This window comes from Streptomyces sp. NPDC059355, from assembly GCF_042752335.1.
Taxonomy (GTDB): domain Bacteria; phylum Actinomycetota; class Actinomycetes; order Streptomycetales; family Streptomycetaceae; genus Streptomyces.
This window is the reverse complement of record NZ_JBHYXN010000005.1, coordinates 263,635-274,730: the sequence shown is the minus strand read 5'-3', so window position 1 is coordinate 274,730 and position 11,096 is coordinate 263,635. Positions and strand designations below refer to the sequence as shown.

The 11,096-nt window shown below is 73.5% G+C and carries 8 protein-coding genes, 1 tRNA gene and 1 riboswitch; of the genes, 4 read left to right on the top strand and 5 right to left on the bottom strand.

Annotated features, from left to right (window positions below; genetic code table 11):
* Window positions 1-133 precede the first annotated feature (133 nt).
* Window positions 134-1,018, bottom strand: coding sequence for an aldo/keto reductase (locus ACFXGI_RS07665; RefSeq protein WP_384704519.1), 885 nt, complete (start codon window positions 1,016-1,018; stop codon window positions 134-136).
* A gap of 624 nt (window positions 1,019-1,642) precedes the next feature.
* Window positions 1,643-2,968 (bottom strand): glycoside hydrolase family 18 protein, encoded by a 1,326-nt coding sequence (locus ACFXGI_RS07660; protein WP_384704517.1) that lies wholly within the window; start codon window positions 2,966-2,968, stop codon window positions 1,643-1,645.
* 379 nt (window positions 2,969-3,347) lie between these two features.
* Between ACFXGI_RS07660 and ACFXGI_RS07655 the strand changes: the two genes are divergently transcribed.
* The 4 genes from ACFXGI_RS07655 (at window position 3,348) to ACFXGI_RS07640 (ending at window position 6,482) form a co-directional block, all read left to right on the top strand.
* A tRNA-Trp gene (locus ACFXGI_RS07655) sits at window positions 3,348-3,421 on the top strand.
* Between the two features lie 104 nt (window positions 3,422-3,525).
* Window positions 3,526-3,600: riboswitch (cobalamin riboswitch) on the top strand.
* A 55-nt stretch (window positions 3,601-3,655) separates the two neighbouring features.
* Window positions 3,656-4,645 carry an ABC transporter substrate-binding protein gene (locus ACFXGI_RS07650; protein ID WP_384704515.1) on the top strand — a complete coding sequence of 330 codons (990 nt, stop codon included), beginning with the start codon at window positions 3,656-3,658 and terminating at the stop codon, window positions 4,643-4,645.
* Window positions 4,642-5,694: a FecCD family ABC transporter permease gene (locus tag ACFXGI_RS07645; protein ID WP_384704514.1), complete on the top strand. Its 1,053-nt coding sequence runs from the start codon at window positions 4,642-4,644 to the stop codon at window positions 5,692-5,694. Before ACFXGI_RS07650 ends, ACFXGI_RS07645 begins: the two co-directional genes overlap by 4 nt.
* Window positions 5,691-6,482, top strand: a complete 792-nt coding sequence (locus ACFXGI_RS07640; RefSeq protein WP_384704512.1) for an ABC transporter ATP-binding protein — start codon at window positions 5,691-5,693, stop codon at window positions 6,480-6,482. The genes ACFXGI_RS07645 and ACFXGI_RS07640 overlap by 4 nt, the downstream gene beginning before the upstream one ends.
* A 29-nt stretch (window positions 6,483-6,511) precedes the next feature.
* Here the strand turns inward: ACFXGI_RS07640 and ACFXGI_RS07635 are convergent, their stop codons facing one another.
* From ACFXGI_RS07635 to ACFXGI_RS07625, 3 genes are all read right to left on the bottom strand, one after another.
* A complete protein-coding gene (locus ACFXGI_RS07635) occupies window positions 6,512-6,910 on the bottom strand; it encodes a VOC family protein (protein ID WP_384704510.1) in 399 nt (132 codons plus the stop codon).
* An 85-nt stretch (window positions 6,911-6,995) separates the two neighbouring features.
* On the bottom strand, window positions 6,996-8,612 hold the full coding sequence (locus ACFXGI_RS07630) for a N,N-dimethylformamidase beta subunit family domain-containing protein (protein ID WP_384704508.1): 1,617 nt from the start codon (window positions 8,610-8,612) through the stop codon (window positions 6,996-6,998).
* A 29-nt stretch (window positions 8,613-8,641) separates the two neighbouring features.
* Window positions 8,642-11,035 (bottom strand): polysaccharide lyase 8 family protein, encoded by a 2,394-nt coding sequence (locus tag ACFXGI_RS07625; protein ID WP_384704506.1) that lies wholly within the window; start codon window positions 11,033-11,035, stop codon window positions 8,642-8,644.
* Window positions 11,036-11,096: the final 61 nt, after the last annotated feature.

The window sequence follows — 11,096 nt, the reverse complement described above, 5'->3', positions numbered from 1 at the left end:
CGACGCCGTCGCGTACGGCATGGCGGCGGCCTCCCTCTCGGTCTCCGGCCGCGGAGGCACGGGCCGTGTCCCCGCGTTCCCCGAAACGGCGGCCCTGGCCGCCGCCCACCGCGGAGGCGGCGCCGGACGGGCGCTAGACGGCTGAGAGCAGCGCGATCTCCTCCGGGGTCAGCCGCAGCGCCCCGGTGGCGATGTTCTCGACGAGGTGGTCCGGGTTCCCGGTACCCGGGATGGCGAGCACGTGCGGGCCGCGGTTCAGGGTCCAGGCGAGCCGCACCTGCGCCGCCGACACGCCGTGGGCCTCGGCGACGGCCCGCACCTGCCCGGCCTCCTCCGCGACCACCCCGGCCTCCTTGCCCGCGCCGGCGATCGCGAAGAACGGCACGAAGGCGATGCCCTGCTGCCCGCACGCGTCGAGGAAGGCGTGGTCCTCGGCGGGAGAACCGATCCCGTACGGGTTCTGCACGCAGACGACCGGTGCGATGGCCAGGGCCTCGGCCAGGTGGTCGGGCCGTACGTTGGACACGCCGAGGTGGCGGATGAGCCCCGCCGTGCGCAGCTCGGCCAGTGCGCCGAAGTGCTCGGCGATCGACCCCGAGCTCTCCCGGCGCGGGACCCGCAGGTTGACCACGTCCAGGTGGTTCCGGCCCAGCTGGCGCAGGTTCTCCTCGACCTGCCCGCGCAGCTGCTCGGGTGTGGCCCACCACCACACGCCGGCGCTGTCGCGGCCCGGTCCGACCTTGGTCGTGATGACGAGGTCGTCGGCGTAGGGGGCCAGGGCGCGGTTGACCAGCTCGTTGGCGGAGCGGGTGGGGGAGAAGTAGAAGGAGGCGGTGTCGATGTGGTTCACGCCGAGCCCGACGGCCCGCCGCAGTACGGAGACGACCCGCTCGCGGTCGGTGGGCGAGCCGTCGGCCAGGTGCGTCAGGCGCATGGCGCCGAAGCCGATGCGGCGGACGGCGAGGTCGCCGAGCCGCCAGGTGCCGGATGCTGCCGCGGTGATCGTTTCGGAGGTCATGGGGTGAGGTTAACGGGGTGGGCGACCGGCCCGCGGGTGAGCGCCGGCCGACGGTTTCGGGCTGATGCCCGGGAAGCGGCCCCGCTCCTCGCCGGTCGCCGTCTCCGGTCCGAAGAGGCGGGCGCGCTCCGGCAGATCGTGCTCGGCGCGGACCGTGAAGGCCGTGGTTCGCGACCGGCTCCGTCGTGCCTCCTGCGGTCACGCGGACCGGGTCCGGTGTGGAAGCGGTGCGGTACAGACCGCGCGGCTTGCGCCCCTGCCACGGGCCTTGGGCGTGTCGGCAGGGCAGTTCTCTGAAGGGCTCCGCCCACTTCAGTCGCAGCCCCGGCGCGAGCGCCGAGGCGAGGAGCAGCGGGGACTCCTCCTCCGACAGGACGGGCATCCGCCCGATCGGCCCGCCGGTACGGTCCGCCGCCCAGGCGTCGATCGCCGCGCGATCGGCGTCCTCGTCACCGGTCACCGGTCACCGCCTGCCGGGCTCGGCGCGTGGTGCGTCGGTCGACCGCCCGTACCGTCGTGATCTCCATGGCGGCGAGCGTTTGTGGTGGGACGCCGCCGGGCCGGGTCGATTTCCGCGGCCCGGCGGCGCCGGTCGGGTGGCCCTGTGGCCGCTGTCGCGGCCGGTCAGCGGCCGTGCAGCCCCCGGTCGACGGCCGTCGTCAGCTCGCCGTCGGCGGTGTCCGCGTCCAGGGACCAGAACATCGCGCCGCCCAGGCCGTTCTCGCGGATGTACTCGGTTTTGGTCCGGAGCACCTGCGGGTCGTCGTACGTCCACAGCGTGCTGCCGTCGAACAGCCAGGCGTGGCCGCCCCGGCGGTCGCGGTAGACCTTGTACGTGCCCGAATCGGCGAGCTTCTTCAGCGCCTTGTAGTCCTCGTACCCGGCCGCCCAGGTCGCGGGCGCCGGGCCGGTCGCCGGCCGGCCCATGCCGTCCCCGCCGCCGCTGACCCCGGTCCAGCCCTGCCCGTAGAACGGCATGCCCATCACCAGCTTGTTCGCCGGCGCCCCGCGGTGGCGCCAGGCCTCCACCGTGCCGGCAACGCTGAAGTCGCCGCGGGCGCGGAGCGCGGACTGCTGGGCCGTGACCGGCTCGCCGGAGACGTGGAAGTCGTACCCCTGGAGGTTCACGAAGTCCAGGTCGCGCATGATGCGGCGGACGTCGAAGCCCGCGTCGATCTTGGCGGGGGCGGTCGGGACGAACGCCGTCAGCTCGTACTTCTCCTTCCGCTTCTGGCCGCGTGCGTACGCGTCGAGCTGTGTACGGAACTCCTTCACCAGCGCCGCGAAGTTCTGCTTGTCCTCGGGGCGGTATGTGGTGTCCGTGTCACCGGCCGAGCCCGGCCACTCCCAGTCGAGGTCGATCCCGTCGAAGAGGCCGGCCGCCGCGCCCGAGCCGCCGCGGGCGCCGTCCTGCGGCAGGTTGCCCTTGATGTAGAGATCGATGCAGGACTGGACGAGGGCCTTGCGGGAGGCGGGGGTGAGGGCGGCGTCCGAGAAGTGCGTGGACCAGCTCCAACCGCCCAGCGAGAGGAGGACCTTGAGGCCCGGGTGCTTGGCCTTGAGCTCGCGCAGCTGGTTGAAGTTGCCGGCGAGCGGCTGCTCCGCGGTGTCGGCGACCCCGTCGACGGAGTTCGCGGCGTCGAGCGGGCGTACGTAGTCGGCCCAGGCGTCGGCCTCGCCGGGCACGTTGCCGGTGAAGCACTTGCCCTCCGCGCTGATGTTGCCGAAGGCGTAGTTGATGTGGGTGAGCTTGCCGGCGGTGCCGCTTGTCTCGAGGTCCTGGACCTGGAAGTCCCGTCCGTAGACGCCCCATTGGGTGAAGTACCCGACCCGCTTGTACGAGCGGTCGTGCCCGCCGTCGGCCTGCGCGGCGGCGGCGGGTGCGAGGGCGGTGAGCAGGGCGAGGGAACAGGCGGCGACGGCCGACCTGCCGGGCATGCTGCGGCGCATGGGCTTCCTTTGCGGAGGCGGGAGCGGTGCGGGACGCGTGCGCGGTGCATGCCGGAAACTATTGGTCTGGACCAGGCGGGTCAAGGGGGTGTTCGGAACTCGGACCGACAGGGACCGGGGCGGGGGCGGCCCCGCCGGGCTCGTTGCCGGCGCGGAGGTCAACTGTCCACCGCCCGGTACCTCCTGTCCGATCGGGTGGACGTCGACTGGATCGGGTACGGCGGCAAGACTCCGCGGGATGCCGCCCTGACCAGGGAAAATGTGTCCTGACCGGCTGGCTCCGGGCCGCCGGCGCCCCCACGCGGGCCGGACTTCCACCCGCTCGACCCCAAATCCATTTGGATCTCCGGGGCGCTCCATGTCAGAGTTTCCTCACCGAAGGGGCGTAGCTCAGCTGGTCAGAGCGCTGGTCTCCAAAACCAGATGCCGCAGGTTCGAATCCTGCCGCCCCTGCAAGCAGTACGCGGCGCCGGGCCCGTCCCCTCCAAGGGGGCGGGCCCGGCGGCGTTTCGAGGCCGTCTGGCAGACTGGGGCGAACCACCCCCAGGCGGTGCAGGACAGGAAACCGGTGCGAATCCGGTGCGGTCCCGCCACTGTGACCGGTCCCCGCGCGGACCGGGAGTCAGACACTGACGCATCGCCTCTTCACGTCGACCAGGGACGAGGATCCCCCGGAGAGGCTCCGCCATGCCGCGTTCCCGCGCCGTTCTGCGCGCACTCGTCCCGATCGCGCTCCTGATACCCCTGGCCGCCTGCGGCGGTTCACCCCCGTCGGGTGACGAGCCCGCGGCCGCTGCCGCCGCGCCGGGGTTTCCGTACACCGTCACCAACTGCGGTGTCAGCAGCACCTACCAGGCCCCGCCGCGGCGGGCCGTCACGATGAACCAGCACGCCACCGAGATCCTGCTCGCCCTCGGCCTCCAGGACCGGATGGCCGCGACGGCCTACCTCGACGACTCGGTGCTGCCCGCCTACCGGCCCGCCTACGACAAGATCAAGGTGCTGGCCGAGGAGTACCCCTCGAAGGAGGTCCTCCTCGGCGCCGACCCGGACTTCGTCTACGGCGGCTACACGAGCGCCTTCGACAAGGCGCAGGGGCGCGACCGCGAGGGACTCGCCAAGGCCGGCATCAACTCCCGGCTCAGTGTGGAGTACTGCAGCACCGGCCCGGTCGGCCTCGAACAGCTGAAGACCGAGATCACCGAGGTCGCGCGCACCTTCGGCGTGCCGGAGCGCGGCGCGCGCCTCATCGAGGACGAGCAGCGCCGCATCGATGCCGTCACCGCCCGGGTCAAGGACAAGCCCAAGCCGGCCGTCTTCGTCTACGACTCGGGCGAGGGCACCGCCTTCACCTCCGGAGGAGGCGGCATCGGCAACGAGATCGTCTCGCTGGCGGGCGGGACGAACACCTTCGCCGACCTCAAGGGCACCTTCGGTGACGTGTCGTGGGAGAAGGTCATCGAGCGGCGGCCCGAGGTCGTCCTCATCTACGACTACGGCGGCACCACCGTCGAAGCCAAGAAGCAGCGCCTGTTGAACGACCCGGCGCTGGCGGAGGTTCCCGCGATCAAGAACAAGCGGTTCGTGGTGCTGCCCCTGTCCTCGGCCGTCCTCGGCGTGCGCGTCGCCGACGCCGTGGAGTCCCTGGGCCGCCAGCTCCACCCCGACGCCGCGTGAGCCGCCCCCGTACGCCGCTCGTCCTCGTGCTCCTCGCCGCCGCGCTCCTCGCGTCCGCCGTCGCCGGGCTCGCCCTGGGGCCGGTACGGATCGCCCCAGGCCGGGTCCTCGACATCGTGCTCGGCGGACCCGGACAGCGCACCGGGGCCTTCGCCTCCATCGTGTGGGACGTGAGGATGCCGCGGGTGCTGCTCGGGGCGGTCGTCGGAGCCGGGCTGGCCGTGGCGGGCACCGTCCTGCAGGCCCTCGTGCGCAATCAGCTCGCCGATCCGTTCCTGCTGGGGGCCTCGTCCGGGGCTTCGCTGGGCGCCGTCCTCGTCCTCGTCTTCGGTGCCGGAGCCGCGGGTACGGCGGGCGCCCTCGGCGGGATCGGGGCCCTGGGCGTGCCGGCCGCCGCTTTCGCCGGGTCGATGGGCGCGCTCGTCGCCGTCTACGCCATGGCCCGGCGCGGCGCCGCGTTGACCACCGGCCGGCTGATCCTCGCCGGGGTCGCCGTCCAGTACATCCTGTCCGCGCTCACCAGCCTGGTGCTGGTGCTCGCCGCGCACCCCGACCAGATCCGGTCCGTCCTGTTCTGGACCCTGGGCGGCCTCGGCGGCGCCCGCTGGGACGAACTCGCCCTGCCCGCCGCCGCGCTGCTCGTCGGCACCGCTCTGCTGATCGCGCTCGCCCGGCCGCTGGACCTGCTCCTCGCGGGGGAGGAGGGCGCGCGGACCCTCGGCCTGGACACCGGGCGCTTCCGCGCCGCCGTCTTCGTCCTCACCTCCCTCGTCATCGGCGTGCTCGTCGCGTACAGCGGCGCCATCGGGTTCGTCGGGCTCATGGTTCCGCACGCCGCCCGGATGGTGGTCGGCGCCGGACACCGGGCGCTGCTGCCCGTGGCCGCGCTGGGCGGGGCCGTGTTCCTGACCCTGGCCGATCTGGTCGCCCGTACGGCCGCGGCGCCCGAGGAGATACCGGTCGGCGTGGTCACCGCGCTCGTCGGCGGCGGCCCCTTCTTCCTGTGGATGCTGCGCCGCTCGACGCGGGTCGAGGGGGTGGCCGGATGAGCGGGCGCCGGCCGGTGGAACTCGCCGTCGAGGCCGTGCGTTACGAGACCGACGGGCACACGCTGCTGCACGGAGTCGGCCTCATCGCCCGGCCCGGCGAAACGGTCGGGGTGGTCGGCCCCAACGGCAGCGGCAAGACCACGCTGCTGCGCTGCGTCTACGGGACCCTGCGGCCCACCGCCGGCCGGGTGCTGCTGGACGGCGAGGACGCGGCGCGGCTGGGCGCCAAGGACCGGGCCCGGCGGGTCGCTGTCGTCCCGCAGGACGCGGCGGGGACCTTCGGGCTGACCGTCCGCGAGGTGGTCGCGATGGGGCGCAGCCCGCACAAGCGCTTCTGGGAGCAGGACGGCCCGGACGACGCCCGGCGCGTCGCCGAGGCCCTGGAGACCGTCGGTGCGAGCGGCTTCGCGGGCCGGCGGTACGACGGGCTCTCCGGCGGCGAACGGCAACGGGCCCTGGTGGCCCGCGCCCTCGTCCAGGAGCCGGGCCTGCTCGCGCTCGACGAGCCGACGAACCACCTGGACATCCGCTACCAGCTGGAGATCCTCGCCCTGGTCCGCACGCTGCCCGCCACCGCGCTGCTCGTGCTGCACGACCTCAACCTGGCGGCCTCGTACTGCGACCGCCTGTACGTACTGGCGGGCGGCCGGGTGGCGGCCTCGGGGACGCCGGCGGAGGTGCTGACCGAGGACCTGCTGGCCGAGGTGTACGGGGTCCGCACCCGCATCACCACCCATCCGGCCGGCGCCGCACCGAACATCGTCTACCTCCCGCTCGACGGGAAGTGAGCGGGAGGCGGACGCACCGGTCCGGCCGGTCAGCCGGCCGTGGGCTCCTGGTGGCCGTACGGACGGGTGATGATCTCCATCCCGTGGCCCGACGGGTCCAGGAAGTAGACGCCGCGGCCGCCGTCGTTGTGGTTGATCTCGCCCGGCTGCTTCATGTGGGGATCGGCGAAGTACGGGATCCCGCCCGCCCGGATCCTTCCGAACGACACGTCGAATTCCTCTTCGGACACGAGGAACGCGTAGTGCTGGGTGGTGAGGGAGTCGGCCGGGACGGTCGCGAAGTCGAGGGTGACGCCGTTGGCGGTGCTGACGGGGACGAACGGGCCCCATTCGGTCCCGACTTCAAGGCCGAGGACGTCCGCCAGGAATCGCGCGGCCTCCCGGTTGTTCCGGGCGTGGACGATCGTGTGGTTCAGCTGCACTGACATGAGTGAATGCCTCCGCAAGGCACATCACGGGCACCTCCATGCCTCACCCGGTCGGTGACCGACACGCGATGCCGTGAGTGCGATCCTAACTCCCGTACACCGCCTTGACGTTGTCCTGCGCGGGGTGTGCGCGCCCCGCCGGGCCCGCGGCGAACGCCCGCAGCAGGTTCTCCGTCACCCGGGTGGTCAGCGCACCGGCCTTCGCGTCGAGGCCGTGGTTGGCGCCGCCGTGGCCGTCGCCCGTCGCGTCCAGGGCCTCCACCCATCGCATGGTCCCGGTCGCGAACACGCCCGCACCGCTCGGAACCGTGTAGTACGCCGTGTCCTGGTGGCTGGGCCGACCCTCGCACACCACGGGGGAGTGGGCCAGGATCTCGATCGGCCGGGGTGTCGGGAACCCCGTGTCGACCTTGTCGTACTCCACACCCACCAGGTGGGGGAAACGGTCGCCGGCCTGTACGCCGGTTCCCTCGAACAGCCAGTGGCCGGGGTGGGTCACCACGTACGGGGCGTCCACCGGGTAGCCGTCGTAGATCACGCCGAGCAGTGAGCTCTCCGGATCGGCGCCGGGCGCCGATCGGAAGTCCACGGTGGCCCGCCGGCCGCGCTTGAAGCCGGGGTCCTGGTCGTAGGCCGACTTGTAGCAGACCACCGTACGGTCGGGCCCGAGATCGGAGGGCTCCAGCCGGATCCGGCGGAAGCAGCAGTTCGCGCCGAGGATCGCGAGGTTGGTCCCGGCGTCCCGGGCCGCGGTGAAGTGGGCCCGCTGCTCGGGCGACCAGTACTCGTCGTGGCCGAGGGAGAGGACCGCCGAGGCCCCTTCCAGCAGCCGCTTCTCCCGCGCGACGTCGGTCGTCGTCGCGTAGGCCAGGGGTATGCCGAGCCGCTCGGCGAGGGCGAGCAGCGGGGCCTCGTACACGAGGAACAGGCCCGCGCCGTCGTCGTACTCGTACGGCCGGTCGAAGGTGACGGCGAGGGAGCGCGAGGCGTAGCCGCCGCTGGGGCCGTCGTAGCTGCCGTAGCCGCCCCACCGGTTGTACGCCTGCCAGGTCGCCACCGCGTTCACCACGACCGTACGGCCCGCGCCCGCCGCCGAGCGGACGGTGACCGGGACGAAGCGCTGGCCCTCGCCGCCCTGTGCGTCGAGCCGCAGCAGGTAGCAGCCCTCGGGCCAGTCCTTGGTCTCGACGGTGGTGGTACGGGGCCACCGGGTGCGGACCGTCCGGGTGGCGGGATCCACCGTGTGCTCGGGCTGGCGCACGCCGGGCAGCGCCTCGGACCGCCACACCAGCCGGGCCCGGGCGCCGCCGTACCAGCCCATCCGGTAGGCGGAGACGGTGAACCGGGGCGCGGTGGTGGACACGTGCAGGCCGAAGGACTCGCCGGGCAGGACGCTGACCTTGTCGGCGAAGCCCTCGACGGCCCGGGCCGGCCCGGCCTTCGTCACACGCCAATCGGCATGCCCCGGCTTGGCGTTCTCGGCCTTGACGTCGAAACCGGCCGGCCCGCCCTTCCCCGCCGCCCCGCCGGGCTTCGCCCCCTTGCCCTCGCTCTTCCCCGCTGCCCCGCCGGCTGCCCCGTTCCCGCAGCCGGCCACGGCCCCGAGCCCGGCGGCGGTGGCCGCTCCCGTCGCGATCGCGAGGAACCGCCGCCTGTCCGCGCCGTCGCCGTCCCCGGCCCCGGCTATGTGCTCCTGATCCATGAAGGGCACGTTATGTCACGCTTGACGCCTCACCCCAGCCGGACCACCACCTGCCGGCCGGCGCCCGCCGCCGCGGTCAGGTTCCCGAAGCCGAGCCGCAGCTGTCCGCCCGTGGCCTCCGAGACCAGGCTCGGCGGGCGGGACAGCACCGCGGCGACGGGGCGGTCCCACACCAGCGTCAGCGAGGTCAGGGCCCGGGCCGGGTCCGCGACGCAGACCACGGCCGTGCCGTCCGGTCTCTCCCGGACCGTCACCGAACAGGGTGCTCCCGCTTCCAGGGGGCCCGCCGACCCCGCCTGCCAGAAGTTGACCCCGGTGAAGCCGAGCGAGGGCACCGAGATCCCTTGCGCCGTCTCCGAGTTGGCGAGCACCACGAGCCACCCGGCGGTGGCGGCTCTGGCGGCGGTCCGGGCCGCCGTCGCGCCCGGCAGCACCTGGTGGACGTACCCCGCTCCGGCGGGGTCCTCGCCGTGGTCGTACCAGAGGGTGAGGTAGCGCCGGGTCAGGGCCGTGGTGGAGCCGCCCCGGTTGATCTCGCTCCACCGGCCCGCACGCGCCTCCCGCAGGGCCTTGAACGAGCCCGTGCCCGACATCACGTACCCGCCGAAGCCCGCCAGATGGGCCCAGCCGGGGGAGGGGAAGGCCGCCGACCAGCCGAGCGCGGCCGGCTGGACCGTACCGCCCACCGTGAGGGCATGGGTCCCGGCCGCGCCCAGATTGCGGTTGTCGACCACCGTCTCGACCGCGGCCCCGTCCGAGCAGCGGATCCCGGCCCCCAGGCAGACGATCGTGTCGGCGAGGAAGAACCAGGACTTGCGGGCCGTGAGCGTACTCCCCAGGCCCCGCAGCTGCTGGCCCAGCGAGGCGAACTCCCCGTCGGTCGTCCCGCCCACCCAGACCGCGTCGGGCCGGGACGCCCCCCAGTCGCCGCCCGCCCCGTCGGCGAGCACCTTCCGCGACACCGTGGTCCCCGGCAGCCGGTACGGGTCCACCGTGGGCCAGAAGGCGTCCGAGTACTGGCCGTTGCCGTACGAGGCCCCCCACCAGGAGAGCATCCCGCTCCCGGTGTGCCAGCCGCGCAGGTTCTCCCCGTTGCCCGTCTCGTAGTGGGCGATCCGCTTCGAGGCCATGGACAGCGAGGCCGCCCAGCCGGGCCGGCGGTGCGTGGCCCGGTCCATGGACGCGAACAGCCGGTGCCCGACCGGCTCGGGCAGTGCCGCGACCGACGCGTCGGCGTCGACCTCCGCCAGGCGGGCCAGCGAGGACAGGGACAGCGTCGCGTCCGCGAGGGGGCGGCTGAAGTAGTCCCGGGCCATCCACCCCTTCACGAGCCCCCGCCAGCGTGCCCGCTCGGCTGCGCTCGCGCCCTCCGCGAGGAGCAGGATCGCGGCCAGCACCGCATGCCCCCGGGCATGGCCGTCCTGCTGCACCTGCCGCGGATCGGCGACCATCAGACCCCGGCTCACCGCCCGCCCCGACACGGAGTCCATGATCAGCCCGTTGAAGAGGAACGGTGCCCAGGCCCCTTCCACCGCGTCGAAGACGATCTGCGCCCCGGGGTCCGTGACCTCCCACGCAGTGCCCTTCAACAGGGCGAACAGCATCCCCAGCCCACCGAGAAGCACCGCCCCGTACGTCCCCGTGTACGGCACCCAGGTGTGCTGCACGAACGACCCGTCCCGGTAGAGCCCGTCGCCCGCGGTGACGTACGGGAACACCGGCGCGAGCGCGTCCCGGGCCAGGGCGGTCTTCGCCGAGTCCCCGCCGACCACCCCGCGCAGCGCCAGCACCCGGCACAGGTCCACCCGGTTCGCCCCCGTACTGGTCCCGGTGTACGAGCCGACGACCGAGTCCGGGACGAAATGGTCGACGGCCGCGCAGAACGCGGCCGACCGGGCGGCCGGCAGCTCGGCGTACAGCAGCACGCACAGGTCCAGCAGGGCCTGCGGGGCGCCGATCTGCCAGCAGTACCAGTTCCCGTACCGCACCTGGCCGGCGTGGTAGACGTCCGCGTGCAGATGGTCCAGCCCCGTCAGCAGGGCCGTGCGCAGCCCGGCATCCCCGGTGACCCCGGTCCCGGGCCGGACGTACGCCTCGGCCATCGTCCGCAGCCGGTAGTAGCTCTGCATCATCATCTCGGGATCGCTGCCGTACCCCAGGTCGGGCCAGAGCGAGCCGGCCGCCGGAGCCATGGCGGAACGCCATCCGCCGGCCAGGACGCCGAGATCGGCGAGTCTCGACCGGAACGGCTCGGCCGCGGCGGGGACGTCACCACCCAGGAGGAGCCCGCGCCACACCGCCCGTATGGCTTCGTGCACCTCGTCCGCCGGCGCGGCCCCCGCCCGAGCGGCGGGCGCTCCCAGCAGGAGCGCACCCCCGCCCGCGGCGGAGAGGAAGGCGCGCCGACTCCACACGTCTGTCATCGCATGCTCCTTTTCCGATCCCGTACCGGCCCCCGCCGGCCCGTCACTTGCCCCACTCGGA

Coding starts and splice junctions, on each gene's coding strand:
- ACFXGI_RS07635 (WP_384704510.1), bottom strand. CDS start 6,910: ATGTCAGTGCAGCTGAACCACACGATCGTCCACGCCCGGAACAACCGG.
- ACFXGI_RS07640 (WP_384704512.1), top strand. CDS start 5,691: ATGAGCGGGCGCCGGCCGGTGGAACTCGCCGTCGAGGCCGTGCGTTAC.
- ACFXGI_RS07660 (WP_384704517.1), bottom strand. CDS start 2,968: ATGCGCCGCAGCATGCCCGGCAGGTCGGCCGTCGCCGCCTGTTCCCTC.
- ACFXGI_RS07650 (WP_384704515.1), top strand. CDS start 3,656: ATGCCGCGTTCCCGCGCCGTTCTGCGCGCACTCGTCCCGATCGCGCTC.
- ACFXGI_RS07630 (WP_384704508.1), bottom strand. CDS start 8,612: ATGGATCAGGAGCACATAGCCGGGGCCGGGGACGGCGACGGCGCGGAC.
- ACFXGI_RS07625 (WP_384704506.1), bottom strand. CDS start 11,035: ATGACAGACGTGTGGAGTCGGCGCGCCTTCCTCTCCGCCGCGGGCGGG.
- ACFXGI_RS07665 (WP_384704519.1), bottom strand. CDS start 1,018: ATGACCTCCGAAACGATCACCGCGGCAGCATCCGGCACCTGGCGGCTC.